Here is a 14,188-nt window from a genome sequence, read left to right as displayed (position 1 = left end):
TTCAGAATCCTCCCCATTGCCAGAGCGGCGCACGGTGCTACGATGCCGGACGGAGACAACCTGCCGCCCACAACAGCCACTACAAGCGAACTCACCATGTCCGGTACCCGATTCGACACGCTGGCCCTGCACGCCGGCGCCGCCCCGGACCCCACCACCGGGGCCCGCGCCACACCGATCCACCTGACCACCTCCTTCGTGTTCCGGGACAGCGAGCACGCCGCGTCGCTATTCAATATGGAACGCGCCGGGCACGTGTATTCCCGCATCAGCAACCCCACGGTGGCGGTGTTCGAGGAGCGCGTGGCGGCCCTGGAGAATGGCGCCGGGGCCATCGCCACGGCGTCTGGCCAGGCCGCGCTGCACCTGGCCGTGGCCACGCTGATGGGCGCCGGCTCCCATGTCGTGGCGTCCACGGCGCTCTATGGCGGCTCGCACAATCTGTTGCACTACACGCTGCGGCGCTTCGGCATCGAGACCACCTTCGTCAATCCGCGCGATATCGACGCCTGGCGCGCCGCCATCCGCCCCGAGACGCGGCTGCTGTTCGGCGAGACACTGGGCAACCCGGGCCTCGACGTGCTCGACATCGAAACCGTGGCGCAGATCGGCCAGGACCACAAGATCCCGCTGCTGGTCGACTCCACCTTCACCACGCCCTACCTGCTGCGCCCGTTCGACCATGGCGCCGGCCTGCTGTACCACTCGGCCACCAAGTTCCTGGGCGGACATGGCACGACGATCGGCGGCGTGCTGTGCGAGGGTGGCACGTTCGATTTCGAGGCTTCGGGGCGCTTTCCGGAGCTGTCGGAGCCCTATCCGGGCTTCCACAACATGGTGTTTACCGAGGAAAGCACCGTGGCGCCGTTCCTGCTGCGCGCCCGGCGCGAGGGCCTGCGCGACTTCGGCGCCTGCATGAACCCGATGGCGGCGTGGCAACTGCTCCAGGGCATCGAGACCCTGCCGCTGCGCATGAGCCGGCATGTGGACAACACCCGCCGCGTGGTGCAGTTCCTGGCCGGGCACGCGATGGTCGAGTCGGTGGCCTACCCGGAGCTGGAGTCCCACCCCGACCACGCGCTGGCCAAGCGGCTGCTGCCACGCGGCTGCGGGGCGGTATTCAGCTTCAACCTCAAGGCGAACCGCGCGGCCGGCCAGCGCTTCATCGAAAATCTGACGCTGTTCTCGCACCTCGCCAATGTTGGCGATGCGCGCTCGCTGGTGATCCATCCCGCCTCCACGACACACTTCCGCATGGATGCCGACGCCCTGCGCGCGGCCGGCATCGGCGAGGGCACGATCCGGCTGTCGATCGGGATCGAGGACCCGGATGACCTGATCGACGACCTGAAGCGCGGCCTCAAGGCTGCCGAGAAAGCCATGGGAGGAAAAGCCTGATGGAACTGACCGTCTCGGGCCACCCGGCCTATGCCTATACCGGCGGCAAGCCGTTCGATCCCGCCCTGCCCTGCGCCGTGTTCGTGCACGGCGCGCAGAACGACCACAGCGTCTGGGCGCTCCAGACACGCTGGTTCGCCAGCCATGGCTTTGGCGTGCTGGCGGTGGACCTGCCCGGCCACAACCGCAGCCAGGGCGCCCCGCTGACCCGCGTGGAAGACATGGCCGACTGGGTCATGGCGCTGGTGGCCGCCGCCGGCGTCAAGGCGCCGGCGCTGGTCTTCGGCCACAGCATGGGATCGTTGATCACCCTGGAGTGCGCTGCGCGTCACCCCGAGGCCGTGCGCGCCATCGGGCTGCTGGCCACGGCCTATCCGATGAAGGTGTCTGATGCCCTGCTCGATGCCGCGCTCCACCGCGAGGACGAGGCCATCGCGATGGTCAACCAGTGGTCAATCTCCAGCCTCGCCAGCAAGCCGTCGTCTCCCGGGCCCGGCGCCTGGATGCATGGCGGCAGCCAGCGGCTGATGGAGCGCGTGGCGGCGCGCAACCCGGGTGCGCACGTGTTCCACAACGATTTCTCGGCCTGCAACGCCTACGCGCACGGCGAGGAAGCGGCCGCCGCCGTAATCTGCCCGGCGGTGTTCGTAATGGGGTCGAAGGACATGATGACGTCGCCGAAAGCCGCGCAAGCGCTGGCTGGCCGGATGCGCAACGCCACCCTGGTCACGGTGCCGAGCGGCCACGCGATGATGGGCGAGAAGCCGGACGAGGTGCTCGATACGCTGGCCGCCTTCGCGCGCAAGGTCGTGGCGAGCACCTAGACTGGAACCATAACAACACCGAACCCGGAGACGACCATGGCGCAAACCCACAGCCGCGAATTCGAGAGCTTTGCCGCGTTCTATCCGTATTACCTGAACGAGCACCGGGACCGGACCTGCCGCCGGCTCCATTTCGCGGGCTCGACGGTGGCGCTGGCCTGTCTGGCAGCGCTGGTGGTTACCGGCAACGCGTGGTGGCTGCTGGGTGCGGTGGTGTCCGGCTATGCGTTTGCCTGGGTGGGTCACTTCGGGTTCGAGAAGAACCGGCCCGCTACGTTCCGGCACCCGTTCTACAGCCTGATGGGCGACTGGGTGATGTACGCGGACATCCTGCGCGGGCGGATTCCGTTCTAGCCGGGAACCGGCCCGCCCGCCGAGTTCAGACCTGCCCGTGCCAGCCGGGCGGCACTACCTCCAGCGTGCGGCGTTGCGGGCCGCCTTCGTCCCCGGTATCGCCGCCGGCTCCCGGCGCCTCGTTGGCGGCAGGCGTCAGCAATTGCTGGCGGAACACAGCCTCGAGCGGCTGGTCCAGTTGGGGGTTGTCGAGCATCGACCGGAGCAGGTCGACGCCCTGCAGTTGCTGCGCCAGCGCCGTGCGCGGCAGGCGTGCGAGGTTCAGCACAAGGCGGTCGTACAGGGTGCGCAGCGTCACCTGGGACGGGTCACAGAGCAGCGCCCAGTGCGCCTGCCCGCGGTCCTGCTGGAGCTTGCCCACCAGGTGCAGGGTCTTGAGCTTGGCCAGCAGGCTGGCCAGATAGTCGGCTTCCATCCGCAGCTTGCGGCCCATGTCGAGTTCGCCCACGCTGCGCGGCACCTCCTCGCGGGCGCGGTAGAGCAGCAGCAGGATACCCAGCGCGTCGAAGAACTCGCTGCCGGCGAAGGTGCGGCGGCGCCAGTGGCCTTCCCGGATCACGGGCAGGTTGGCGGCGATGGTCGCCCCGAGCAGCGTGACCAGCCAGCTTACGTACATCCACAGCAGGAACAGCGGCAGCACCGCGAAGGTGCCGTAGACCGCCGTGTAGGTGGGAATATGGGTGATGAAGTAGCCGAACGCGCGCTTGGCCACCTCGAAGGCCACGGCGGCCACCACACCGGCCACGATGGCATCGCGCCAATCCACGTAGGCGTACGGCACGGCCATATAGAGGAAGGCGAAGGCCAGCGCCGAGAGCATCACCGGCACGGTGCTGACCATCAGCCCCATGCCCATCGGCATGGAGCCAACGTAGCCCATCGATACCGAAATCAGATAGGAGCTGACCGAGAGACTGGCGCCGATCAGCACCGGGCCCAGCGTCAGCACGGCCCAGAACACCAGCACCCGCTGCGCCAGCGGCCGGCGCCGCTTGACGCGCCAGATGGCGTTCAGCGCGTCTTCCACGGTCAGCATGGTCAGCACCGAGGTCACCATCAGGCCCGCCAGACCCAGCGCGGTCAGCCCGCGCGCGCTCTTGGCGAACTGGCCGAGGTAGCGTGAGACCGAATCGCTGATATTGCCGCCGGGAATCAGATTCTGGAACAGGAAAGCCTCGATCTGGCCGCGGAAGTCCCGGAACACCGGAAACGCGGCCAGCAGCGCGAACGCCACGGTCAGCACGGGCACCACGGCCAGCACGGTGGTGAAGGTCAGACTGGCGGATACCTGGGGCAGGCGGTCCTCGCCGGCGCGGCGCAAGGCGTAGCGCGCGAGCGCGCGCACCTTCTGCAAATTCCACTCCCTGCGCAGGCGGGCGATACGTGCGGCGGACATGCGGGGGCTAGCTCCTGAGTCTTATAGCGGGGCCCAACTATAATACGCGCATTGTTTCGCGGCGCCGGTCCGGGCCGCCCCTCCCGATCCACGACTGAACACCCGACTCCGCGATACCTTGGCCGCCCTTCCCATCCTGGTCCTGTACTACAGCCGTCACGGCAGCACCCGCAAACTCGCCGAACTGATCGCCACCGGCATCGACAGCGTGCCCGGCGCACAGGCCCGGCTGCGCACCGTGCCGCCGGTGTCCACCGTCTGCGAGGCCACCGCGCCCGACATCCCGCCCGAAGGCGCCCCGTACGCCGAACTGCGCGATCTGGAGGAATGCGCCGGACTGTCACTGGGCAGCCCCACCCGGTTCGGCAATATGGCCGCGCCGATGAAGTATTTCCTCGATGGCACCGTCGCCCAGTGGCTGTCCGGCGGCTTGTCCGGCAAGCCCGCCTGCGTGTTCACGGCCACCGGCAGCCTGCACGGCGGGCAGGAAACCACGTTGCTGTCGATGATGCTGCCGCTGTTCCACCACGGCATGCTGGTGATGGGCCTGCCCTATTCGGAGCCCGGCCTGATGACCACCACGGCCGGCGGCACGCCCTACGGCCCGAGCCATTTCGCCCATGTGGACAATCGCGGCCCGGTCACCGACCAGGAAGCCGCGCTGGCCACGGCCATGGGCCGGCGCCTGGCCGAGACCGCGCTGAAGCTGGCCGGAGGGTCACGATGACCGCTCCGATGACCGCCCGGCCCGTTGGCAGTGACGGCGACCTCCACAGCGCGGCGCTCTGGCGCGTCAGCGTGGCCAGCCTGCTGGCGCTGGTGGCGCTCTGCATCGCCTGGGAGTGGTTCCTCGCCCCGCTGCGGCCCGGCGGCTCGTGGCTGATCCTCAAGTTCGTCTTTCTGCTACCGGTGCTGCGCGGCGTGCTGGCGCGCAACCGGTACACGATGCAGTGGTCGTCGATGTTGATCCTGCTCTATTTCACCGAAGGCATCGTGCGCGCCACCAGCGACCGCGCGCCGTCGTCGCTGCTGGCCTGGGCCGAGGTGGCCCTCACGCTGGTGTTCTTCTTCAGCACCATCCTCTACCTGCGCCCGTACAAGCGCCGCGCGCGGGCACGGCAGCAAGCCATCCAGCCCCCCTCCCCCGACACCCGACCATGACCGCTCCGCACCTGGATTCGTTCCTCGACCTCTGCCGCGCCGCAGTGGGCCCGCAACACGTGCTGACCGAGGCCGCCGACAAGGCCCCCTACCTGACCGACTGGCGCCAGCGCTACACCGGCGATGCCTTGGCCGTGCTGCGCCCCGGCAGCACCGAGGAAGTGGCCGCATTGGTCCACGCCTGCCACGCCCACAAGCTGGCCGTGGTGCCGCAGGGCGGCAACACCGGCCTGTGCGGCGGCGCCACGCCCGAGGCTGGCCCGACCGCCGCGGCCGGCGTGGTGGTGCTGTCGCTGCAACGGATGAACCGGGTGCGCCATGTGGACCCGCTCAACAATACGATTACCGTGGAAGCCGGCGTGATCCTCCAGCAGTTGCAGGATGTGGCGCGCGAGCATGGCCGCCTGTTCCCGCTGAGCCTGGCGGCCGAGGGCAGCTGCACGATTGGCGGCAACCTGTCCACCAATGCCGGCGGCACGGCGGTGCTGCGCTATGGCAACACGCGCGAGCTGTGCCTGGGGCTGGAGGTGGTGACGGCCAAGGGCGAGGTCTGGGACGGCCTGCGCGGCCTGCGCAAGGACAACACCGGCTACGACCTGCGCGACCTGTTCATCGGCGCCGAAGGCACGCTCGGCATCATCACGGCGGCGGTCATGAAGCTGTATCCGCTGCCCCGGGCGCGCGTCACGGCGCTGGCGGCGGTGCAGAGCCCGCGCGCCGCGCTGGCGCTGCTGGCCATCGCCCAGTCCCACGCCAGCGCCATGCTCACCGGCTTCGAGCTGATGTCCGCGATGTGCATGGACCTCGTGCGCAAGCATTACCCGCAGCTGCGCTACCCCTTCACGGCGGCCACCGACGCCCATCCGCAGCTGGTGCTGCTGGAGCTGTCCGACAGCGAGGGCGAGGCGCACGCCCGGGCCATCTTCGAAACGATGATGGAAGCGGCCTTCGAAGCCGGCGTGGTCACCGACGCCGTGGTGGCCGAATCCGTGCAGCAGTCGCGCGATTTCTGGAACCTGCGCGAGCACATCCCGATGGCGCAGGTCGAGGAAGGCAAGAACATCAAGCACGATATTGCCGTGCCGGTCTCGCGCGTGGCGGACTTCATCGAGACCACCGACGCGCTGGTCCAGGACGCCTTCCCGGGCGCCCGCATGGTCACCTTCGGCCATCTGGGCGACGGCAACCTGCACTACAACGTGTCCCCGCCGGTGGGGGTGGATCACGAGCAGTTCCTGATCCATCAGGACGCCATCAACCTGATCGTCCACAACAGCGTGCAGTCGCACAACGGGTCGATCTCGGCCGAGCATGGCCTGGGCCAGCTCAAGCGCGAGGAGAACCGGCGCTACAAGAGCGAGGTGGAACTGGGAATGATGCGCGCCATCAAGCAGGCGCTGGACCCGCAGGGGCTAATGAATCCGGGGAAGGTGCTCTGACCGGCCCGGGTCTTCATCGTCATCGGAATCATCCAGATCGGGCAGCGCGCCGGGGGTCTCGAACAGCTCGTCGCACAGCGCGCGGCCCTCGGCAGTCAGCCGGGCGGTGCCCCGCCCTGACTCGTCGATCTCGGCCTCGGCCAGGTCCGCCTCGGCCAGTTGCGTCAGCACGCGCCGCAGCACGCTCATCTGCACTGCCGCGCGCTTGCTGAGGCGGGCCAGCGAGAGCGCCCCGCCGCCGGGCTCCCGCGCGGCCTGCCACAGGGCACCGAGGATGCCGGCCAGTACCGGATCGAGCGTGTCCTCATCGGCATTGTCTTCTGGTTGATTCATGCGCTTGTCTCCTTGCCGGGCGCCGCCTCTGCGAGCGACGTCACCAGTTTGCCCAGCGTCACGACGGCCGCTTCCACCTCGGCCGACCATGCGCTGCTGTAGTTAAGGCGGATGTAATGCGTGTACGTGGGCACCGGCGAGAAGATGTGCCCCGGCGCCACGGTAATCCGCCGCTCCAGCGCCGCGTGATACAGCGCCATGGCGTCCACGCCCTCGGGCAACTCCACCCAGAGCACGTAGCCGCCGGCCGGCCGCGACACACGCGTGCCGGCCGGAAAAAAGCGCCGCACCGCCGCCGCCATGATATTGGCCTGCTGCGCATAGGTCTTGCGCACGCGCCGCAGGTGGTAGTCGTAGCCGTCGTTCTTCAGGAATTCGGCGATGGCCAGCTGGGGAATCGCCGGCGTGGTCAGCGTGTTCAGGAACTTGAGCCGCTCCACCTGATCCCGGTAGCGCCCCGGCAGCGCCCAGCCGATGCGGTAGGCGTTGGTCAGCGTCTTGGAGAACGACGAGCAGTGCAGCACGATGCCAGCCTTGTCGTAGGCCTTCAGCGAGGTGGGATGCACATCGCCGTAGTACAGCTCGCCATAGACATCGTTCTCGATGACCGGAATGTCGCGCTCGGTGAGCAATTTGACGAGTGCCTGCTTGCGTTCGTCCGACATCTGGAAGCCGAGCGGATTCTGGAAGTTCGGCATGACCATGCAGGCGGCCACGGGCCGTTCGTCGAACAGGCGGGCCAGCGCCTGCACGTCGATGCCTTCCACCGGATCCGTCGCCACCTCCACGGCGCGCATGCCCAGCCGCTCGATGGCGTGCAGCATCGCATAGTAAGTCGGCGATTCCACGGCGATGGTGTCGCCCGGCTTGGCCACCGCCCGGAGGCACAGGTTGATGGCCTCGGTGGCGCCGATCGTCACGATCACCTCGTTCGGGTCCACCGCCTGGCCGTTTTCCAGGTAGCGCCGCGTGATCTGGCGGATCAACTGGGGCGAGCCGGGCGGCAGGTCGTCCAGCAGGCTCCACGACTCGTAGCGTTTGCCGATGGCGTTGGCGTACTGGATGATCCGCTGCCACGGGAACAGCTTGGCGTCGGGATAGGGGGAGCCGAGCGGGACGGCGTCGTCGGCGCGGATCGAGCGCAGCGTGGACAGCACCAGCGCGCTCACGTCCACCGGCGACGGGCGGGCCGCCGGGCGGGTCGGCTGGAGGTCGATGGCCGGCTCGCCGGGCCGGGCGCGCACGAAGTAGCCGGACTGCGGCCGGCTCTCCAGCATGCCGCGCGACTCCAGCAGCAAATAGGCCCGGATGACCGTGGTAATGCTCAGGCGATGATGCTGGGCGGCCTGCCGGACCGACGGAATCTTCTCGCCGGGCAGCAGCACGCCTTGCTGCACCAGCGCCTCGATCTCGGCCGCGAGCTTTTCATACAGGGTCACACCGCCAACCTTTCGCCACGTCAGGGTTCATCGGAACGCTGGCGGGCGGGGCGGGGTTGCCCTATTCGGTCACCGTGGTCACCGCGGCCGCCTGTGCCGCCTGTGCCGCCTGTGCCGCCTGTGCCAGCGGCTCAGATCGTAATACGGATTGGGATTTTCCGGGCGGCGACGTGTATTCGACAAAGCCGTCCTGCCGGCAGAAGCTCAGCAGCCGCAGCCCGGCCTGCTCGGCAATGCGGATGGCGAGCGCCGTGGGCGCCGAGATCGTCGCCAGCATCTGGATATGCATGCGCGCGGCCTTGCGCACCAGCTCGTAGCTGGCGCGGCTGGACAGGAACACGAAGCCCTCGTCCATCACCACGCGGCGCCGGGCCAGGTGGCCGATCAGCTTGTCCATGGCGTTGTGCCGCCCCACGTCCTCGAAGGCGTGGAGCACCTCGCCATCGGGCCCGCACCAGGCGGCGGCATGCACGCCGCCGGTGGTGCGCATCAGCATCTGGTGGGCCGGCAGGCCGGCGGCGGCGCGCTGGATCACCTCGCGCGACGGCACGATGCGATGGCGCGGCACCGGCATCCGCACGGGCTGGAGGTCCAGCAGTTGCAGGCTTTCCACCCCGCACACGCCGCAGCCGGTGCGGCCGGCCAGCGAGCGGCGGCGGTCCTTCAGCGCCATGAACGCGCGGTGGCCGATCTCGATGCGGACTTCGATGCCGGCGATGCCATCCAGGCCACCGTCCACGCAGGCCGGCTGCACCTCGACATCGTAGATCTCCTTGATGCTGTCCACGATGCCCTCGGTCAGCGAGAACCCGACCGCGAACACCTCCAGGTCCAGCGGTGTGGCCATCATCACGGCATGCGAGATGCCGTTGTAGACCAGCGCCACCGGCACTTCCTCGGCCACGTTGTCCAGGTCGACCGTGCGGGCGTCGCCTTTGTGACGGGCGACCTGCCGCTGGGCGTAGCCCAGTTCCGCCTCGCTCATGCCGCTGCTTGCGCTGACGCAGCCCGGGCCAGCAGCACCGGGATCGACTTCGAAGTCGGCGTGCCGGAGCGGTCGCCGATGCTCTCCAGCGGCACCAGCGGATTGGTTTCCGGGTAGTAGGCGCCCAGGCAGCCGGCCGGGATGTCGTAGTCCACCAACAGGAAGTCCCTGGCATGGCGCGTCACGCCGTCTTCCCAGACGCTGGTGATATCCACGCGCTCGCCCTCGGCAAACCCCAGCCGCGCGCGGTCCGCCGCGTTGATGAACACCACCCGGCGCAGGCCGAACACGCCGCGATAGCGGTCGTCCAGCCCATAGATCGTGGTGTTGTACTGGTCGTGCGAACGCGTGGTCATCATCACCAGCAGGTCGTCGCCGTAGCGGGCGCGGGCGCGCTGGATCGGGGTGTCCTTGTCGATCGCATGGACCAGGAACTGGGCCTTGCCCGATGCGGTGCGCCACACGCGGTTGCGCGAGGCCGGCGTCAGGTGGAAGCCGCCCGGGTGCGCCACGCGCTCGTTGTAGCGCTCGAAGCCGGGGATCACGCGCTCGATGGCATCGCGGATGCGCGCATAGTCCTGCGCGTACCAGTGCCAGTCCACCTTGTCCGAACCCAGCGTGGCGGCGGCCATGCCGGCCACGATGGCGGTCTCGGACCGCAGCTCCGGCGAGGCCGGCTTGTTCATGCCGTAGGAGATATGCACCATGCAGACCGAATCCTCGACGGTCACGCCCTGGGCCACGCCGCCCTGGAGGTCGATCTCGGTACGGCCGAGGGTCGGCAGCAGCAGCGCGTCCTTGCCGATCACGAGGTGGCTGCGATTCAGCTTGGTCGCGATGTTCACGGTCAGGTCGCACTGGCGCAGCGCTTCCCAGGTGCGCGGGGTGTCCGGCGTGGCGATCGAGAAATTCCCGCCCAGGCCGATGAACACCTTGACCTTGCCGGCCAGCATCGCGTTGATGGCGGCCACCACGTCCTGGCCATGTTCGCGCGGCGGCTCGAAGTCGAACGCGGCGCCCAGGCGGTCCAGGAAGGCCTCGTCCGGCTGTTCCTCGATGCCCATCGTGCGGTCGCCCTGCACGTTCGAATGCCCGCGCACCGGCATCAGGCCGGCGCCGGGGCGGCCGATATTGCCGCGCAGCATCATCACGTTGGACAGCAGCTGGATCGTGCTGACCGAGTTCTTGTGCTGCGTAATGCCCATGCCCCAGCAGGCGATGGTGCGCTCGCTCTTGACGTAGACTTCGGCCAGCGCGTCGATGTCTTCGCGCGGGACGCCCGATTCGGCCACGATGTCGGCCCACGATTCGGCGCGCAGGTCGGCTGCGAAGGCTTCGAAGCCGGCCGTGTGCTCGGCCAGGAAGTCCACGTCCACCACGCGCTTGCTGCCGGTAGCGATGGCTTCGTCATCGAGTTCGATCACGCGCTTGCCGAGGCCCTTGATCAGCGCGAAGTCGCCGGCCAGCTTGGGGCGGACGAACATCGACGCAATCTTGGTGCTCTGCCCCGTCACCATCTCGGAGACGTGCTGCGGGCTCGTAAAACGCTGAAGTCCGCGCTCCTTGAGCGGGTTGATCGACACGATGGCCGCGCCCCGCTTGGCGCAGTCGCGCAGCTCGTTCAGCATGCGCGGATGGTTCGTCGCCGGATTCTGTCCAAAAACAAGGACGGCGTCGGTCAGCTGGAAGTCGTCCAGCAGCACCGTGGCCTTGCCCACGCCCACCGTCACCGGCAGGCCACGGCTGGTGGCCTCGTGGCACATGTTCGAGCAATCGGGGAAGTTGTTGGTGCCGACCATGCGCACGAACAGCTGGAACAGGAAGGCGGCCTCGTTGCTGGCGCGGCCCGAGGTGTAGAACGTGGCGGCGTTGGGGTCGTCCAGCTGGTTCAGATGCCGGGCGATCAGCTGGAACGCGTCCTGCCAGGCCACCGGCTGGTACTTGTCGGTGGCGGCGTCGTAGACCATGGGGTGGGTCAGGCGGCCGTGCTGCTCGAGTTCGAAATCGGACTGGGCCATTAGCGCCGTCACGGTGTGATCGGCAAAGAACTCGGGCGTCACGCGCTTGCTGGTGGCCTCGGCGGCCACGGCCTTGACGCCGTTTTCGCAGAATTCGAAGGTCGAGGCGTGCTGGCGGTCAGGCCACGCGCAGCCGGGACAGTCGAAGCCGTCCGGCTGGTTCTGCTTGAACAGGGTCTTGTACTTGCCGCCTGCAACCTTCTCCTTGATCAGGTTGACAGCGACTTGCTTCAGGGCGCCCCAGCCGGCGGCCGGGTGCGTGTAGGGGGCAACATGCCCCTTCTCTGGGGTAGGGATACTCATCGGGGGGCGACTCGCAATCAAGTGCTCGGAGCGCGGCCCGGTTATCCGTGATGTCGGCGCATCCGCAGCGATTGATGCAGACTAGGCGCGATTGATGAGTGGAGGGACGTACAGAACACCTGCGGGCGAAAGAGTACAGTTTGCGCCATCGCGGTGCAGCAATGCAAAACTGTACTTAGGTGTTAGTGAACACTACCCCGGTATGGCAAGCCCGTATTGAATCGACTCAGTCCGGCTGCTGCGGCGTGCTGCTGAGAATGTCTTCCAATTGTGCGCTCATCGGGATGTTCAGCCGCTCCCCGGTGGGCAGCCGGCTCAGGAACCACTGCTTGTAGAGCCGCTCCAGTTCGCCCGTGGTGATGAGGTCGCGCACGGCGCGGTCCACCACCGCCGCGAACTGTGGATCGTCCTTGCGCAGCATGATCCCGTAGGGGTCGTAGGACAGGAAATCGCGCGTCACATCGAACTGCTTGCCCGCGCCGGACTTGGCCAGGAAGCCGTAGAGCAGCACGTCGTCGCCGGCGTAGGCATCGGCGCCGCCGTGGCGCAGCACCTCGAAGGCATCGGCATGGTCGCGCGCCCGGATCACCTTGAGGTTCAGGGCGAAGCGGGTGGAGAGCTTCTCCAGCGCATCGGCATTGGTGGTGCCGGCGGTGGCCACCACGGTCTTGCCCTTGAGGTCGCGGAAGGTCTTGATGGCGGAGCCGCGCGGCACCATCAGCTTGGTCCCGGCGATAAAGATCACCGGCGAGAACGCCACCACCTTCAGCCGTTCGGCGTTGCGCGTGGTGGAACCGCATTCGAGATCGACCTTGCCCGAAGTCACGGCATCGAAACGGTTTTCCGAGGTCACCGGCACCCACTGGATGGCGAGGTCACGCCCCACCTCCGCCGCCGCGGTCTGGACGATGGCCGTGCAGACGTCGATGGAATAGCCGATCGGCCGCCGCGCCTGGTTCAGGTAGGAGAACGGCAGCGATGATTCCCGGTAGCCGATGATCAGGCTGCCGGTGTCCTTGGCCTTGCGCAGCGTGCCGGAGAGCGCGCCGGTGTCCTGCGCGACGGCGGCGCCAAGACAGGCAAGCCAGCACACGGCCGCCGCCGCCGCGCCGGCCAGCCATCTGGGCGAACCCCGGGACAGATGAGGGAGACGGAGAATGGACATGGCATCAGGCCTGTGCGGTCCCAGGCTTGTGCAGCGGCGGCCCGCCGCCCTCGTCCACGCCGCCCTCGCTGCCTTCACCCCGATCCCCGAGCGTGGATTCGCTCGACAACTGCCCTTCCCACTTCGCCACCACGGCCGAGGCAATCGAGTTGCCCACGGCATTGGTGGCCGAGCGGCCCATGTCGAGGAACTGGTCCACGCCCATGATCAACAGCAGCCCCGCCTCGGGGATGTTGAACTGGTTCAGCGTGGCGGCAATCACCACAAGTGACGCACGCGGCACCCCCGCCATCCCCTTCGAGGTCAGCATCAGCAACAGCAGCATCGTGATCTGGGTGGCCAGCGGCAGGTGGATGTCGTACGCCTGGGCGATGAACAGCACGGCGAAGGTGCAGTACATCATCGACCCGTCCAGGTTGAACGAGTAGCCCAGCGGCAGCACGAAGCTGGAAATCTTGCGATTGACGCCGAAGCGGTCCAGCGCGTCGAGCATCTTCGGATACGCCGCCTCGGAACTGGCCGTGGAGAAGGAAATCAGGAACGGCTCGCGGATCAGCCGGATCAGGGAGACGATGCGGCGGCCCAGGAACGCCCAGCCGGCCAGCGCCAGCAGCCCCCACAGCACGAACAGCGACAGGTAGAAGCTGCCCATGAACTTGGCGAAGGTCAGCAGGATGCCCAGCCCCTGCGTGGTCACCGTGGAGGCAATCGCCGCGAACACGGCCAGCGGCGCCATCCACATCACGGCGCCGGTGATCTTCAGCATCACCTGCGCGAGATCTTCGATCACCCCGGCCATGCGCGCACCGCGCTCGCCCAGCGCCGCCAGCGCCGTGCCGAAGAAGATCGAGAACACCACGATCTGCAGGATCTCGTTGTTGGCCATGGCCTCGGCCACGGATTTCGGCACCAGATGCGCGATGAAGTCCTTGAGCGTGAAGGCGTTGGTCTTGAGATTGGTGGCGGCGCCCACGTCGGGCAGCGGCAGGCCGATGTTGATGCCGGGCTGGAGCACCGTGGCCATGATCAGGCCCAGCGTCAGCGACACCAGCGAGGCCGTGATGAACCACGCCAGCGCCTTCACGCCCACGCGGCCCACGGTGCTGGCGTCCCCCATATGGGCGATGCCCATGACCAGCGTGGAGAAGACCAGCGGCGCGATGATCATCTTGATCAGCCGCAGGAAGACATCGGTGATGACGGAGATGTAGCCGGCCACATCCTTGGCCAGCTTGGGGTCGGGAAAGGCCGTGTGGCACGCGTAGCCGACCACGCCGCCCAGGATCATCGCAATGACGATGTAGGTCGTGATACTGGACTTCTTGCTCATGACGACTCCTTGGGCTGCCGCATCGAACAGGTCCTGCGCCGGG

General features: G+C 67.7%; 13 protein-coding genes. 6 read left to right on the top strand and 7 right to left on the bottom strand.

All coding sequences use genetic code 11. The features are described 5' to 3' along the window. Positions 1-96 precede the first annotated feature (96 nt). Genes AB4120_RS07185 through AB4120_RS07175 form a run of 3 tightly spaced genes read left to right on the top strand, consistent with a single transcriptional unit; the run spans position 97 to position 2,576 of the window. Positions 97-1,398, top strand: coding sequence for an O-acetylhomoserine aminocarboxypropyltransferase (locus tag AB4120_RS07185; RefSeq protein WP_441642088.1), 1,302 nt, complete (start codon positions 97-99; stop codon positions 1,396-1,398). Then, positions 1,398-2,222: an alpha/beta fold hydrolase gene (locus AB4120_RS07180; protein WP_441642087.1), complete on the top strand. Its 825-nt coding sequence runs from the start codon at positions 1,398-1,400 to the stop codon at positions 2,220-2,222. The genes AB4120_RS07185 and AB4120_RS07180 overlap by 1 nt, the downstream gene beginning before the upstream one ends. 36 nt (positions 2,223-2,258) lie before the next feature. Further along, the gene (locus AB4120_RS07175) at positions 2,259-2,576 is read left to right on the top strand and encodes an Mpo1-like protein (RefSeq protein WP_144195912.1); all 318 of its coding nucleotides are present in this window, start codon (positions 2,259-2,261) and stop codon (positions 2,574-2,576) included. Between the two features lie 25 nt (positions 2,577-2,601). Here AB4120_RS07175 and AB4120_RS07170 read toward each other — a convergent pair whose 3' ends face one another. Continuing rightward, complete coding sequence (locus AB4120_RS07170; RefSeq protein WP_149136236.1) at positions 2,602-3,972, bottom strand: YihY family inner membrane protein; 1,371 nt, start codon at positions 3,970-3,972, stop codon at positions 2,602-2,604. Positions 3,973-4,090: 118 nt separating this feature from the next. On the opposite strand from AB4120_RS07170, the gene wrbA reads away from it, so the two are divergent. From wrbA to AB4120_RS07155, 3 genes are read left to right on the top strand one after another with little or no spacing between them, the layout of a single operon-like run. Continuing rightward, positions 4,091-4,699 (top strand): NAD(P)H:quinone oxidoreductase, encoded by a 609-nt coding sequence (gene wrbA / locus AB4120_RS07165; protein WP_441642086.1) that lies wholly within the window; start codon positions 4,091-4,093, stop codon positions 4,697-4,699. Then, complete coding sequence (locus AB4120_RS07160) at positions 4,696-5,133, top strand: DUF2069 domain-containing protein (RefSeq protein WP_441642085.1); 438 nt, start codon at positions 4,696-4,698, stop codon at positions 5,131-5,133. The genes wrbA and AB4120_RS07160 overlap by 4 nt, the downstream gene beginning before the upstream one ends. Beyond that, positions 5,130-6,572 (top strand): FAD-binding oxidoreductase, encoded by a 1,443-nt coding sequence (locus AB4120_RS07155; protein WP_441642084.1) that lies wholly within the window; start codon positions 5,130-5,132, stop codon positions 6,570-6,572. Before AB4120_RS07160 ends, AB4120_RS07155 begins: the two co-directional genes overlap by 4 nt. On the opposite strand, the gene AB4120_RS07150 is transcribed toward AB4120_RS07155, so the two are convergent. From AB4120_RS07150 to AB4120_RS07125, 6 genes are all read right to left on the bottom strand, one after another. Beyond that, entirely contained in the window at positions 6,546-6,905 is a 360-nt protein-coding gene (locus AB4120_RS07150; protein ID WP_441642083.1) for an ArsR family transcriptional regulator, read from the bottom strand. The genes AB4120_RS07155 and AB4120_RS07150 overlap by 27 nt on opposite strands. Then, positions 6,902-8,344 carry an aminotransferase-like domain-containing protein gene (locus AB4120_RS07145; RefSeq protein WP_441642082.1) on the bottom strand — a complete coding sequence of 481 codons (1,443 nt, stop codon included), beginning with the start codon at positions 8,342-8,344 and terminating at the stop codon, positions 6,902-6,904. The genes AB4120_RS07150 and AB4120_RS07145 overlap by 4 nt, the downstream gene beginning before the upstream one ends. Positions 8,345-8,405: 61 nt before the next feature. Next, positions 8,406-9,329 carry a formate dehydrogenase accessory sulfurtransferase FdhD gene (gene fdhD / locus AB4120_RS07140; protein ID WP_441642081.1) on the bottom strand — a complete coding sequence of 308 codons (924 nt, stop codon included), beginning with the start codon at positions 9,327-9,329 and terminating at the stop codon, positions 8,406-8,408. Further along, positions 9,326-11,650 carry an FdhF/YdeP family oxidoreductase gene (locus AB4120_RS07135; protein WP_441642080.1) on the bottom strand — a complete coding sequence of 775 codons (2,325 nt, stop codon included), beginning with the start codon at positions 11,648-11,650 and terminating at the stop codon, positions 9,326-9,328. Before AB4120_RS07135 ends, fdhD begins: the two co-directional genes overlap by 4 nt. A 226-nt stretch (positions 11,651-11,876) precedes the next feature. Beyond that, positions 11,877-12,815 carry an amino acid ABC transporter substrate-binding protein gene (locus tag AB4120_RS07130; RefSeq protein WP_262389654.1) on the bottom strand — a complete coding sequence of 313 codons (939 nt, stop codon included), beginning with the start codon at positions 12,813-12,815 and terminating at the stop codon, positions 11,877-11,879. A gap of 4 nt (positions 12,816-12,819) precedes the next feature. Continuing rightward, positions 12,820-14,145 carry a dicarboxylate/amino acid:cation symporter gene (locus tag AB4120_RS07125; RefSeq protein WP_441642079.1) on the bottom strand — a complete coding sequence of 442 codons (1,326 nt, stop codon included), beginning with the start codon at positions 14,143-14,145 and terminating at the stop codon, positions 12,820-12,822. Positions 14,146-14,188 lie beyond the last annotated feature (43 nt).

The sequence above is a fragment of the Cupriavidus sp. 2KB_3 genome, from assembly GCF_052115685.1.
Classification (GTDB): Bacteria; Pseudomonadota; Gammaproteobacteria; order Burkholderiales; family Burkholderiaceae; genus Cupriavidus; species Cupriavidus campinensis.
The sequence above is the reverse complement of the archived record's forward strand: the minus strand, read 5'-3'. Positions and strand labels throughout refer to the sequence as shown.

Coding starts and splice junctions, on each gene's coding strand:
- AB4120_RS07130 (WP_262389654.1), bottom strand. CDS start 12,815: ATGTCCATTCTCCGTCTCCCTCATCTGTCCCGGGGTTCGCCCAGATGG.
- AB4120_RS07150 (WP_441642083.1), bottom strand. CDS start 6,905: ATGAATCAACCAGAAGACAATGCCGATGAGGACACGCTCGATCCGGTA.
- AB4120_RS07135 (WP_441642080.1), bottom strand. CDS start 11,650: ATGAGTATCCCTACCCCAGAGAAGGGGCATGTTGCCCCCTACACGCAC.
- AB4120_RS07175 (WP_144195912.1), top strand. CDS start 2,259: ATGGCGCAAACCCACAGCCGCGAATTCGAGAGCTTTGCCGCGTTCTAT.
- AB4120_RS07125 (WP_441642079.1), bottom strand. CDS start 14,145: ATGAGCAAGAAGTCCAGTATCACGACCTACATCGTCATTGCGATGATC.
- AB4120_RS07155 (WP_441642084.1), top strand. CDS start 5,130: ATGACCGCTCCGCACCTGGATTCGTTCCTCGACCTCTGCCGCGCCGCA.
- fdhD (WP_441642081.1), bottom strand. CDS start 9,329: ATGAGCGAGGCGGAACTGGGCTACGCCCAGCGGCAGGTCGCCCGTCAC.
- AB4120_RS07180 (WP_441642087.1), top strand. CDS start 1,398: ATGGAACTGACCGTCTCGGGCCACCCGGCCTATGCCTATACCGGCGGC.
- AB4120_RS07160 (WP_441642085.1), top strand. CDS start 4,696: ATGACCGCTCCGATGACCGCCCGGCCCGTTGGCAGTGACGGCGACCTC.
- AB4120_RS07170 (WP_149136236.1), bottom strand. CDS start 3,972: ATGTCCGCCGCACGTATCGCCCGCCTGCGCAGGGAGTGGAATTTGCAG.
- AB4120_RS07185 (WP_441642088.1), top strand. CDS start 97: ATGTCCGGTACCCGATTCGACACGCTGGCCCTGCACGCCGGCGCCGCC.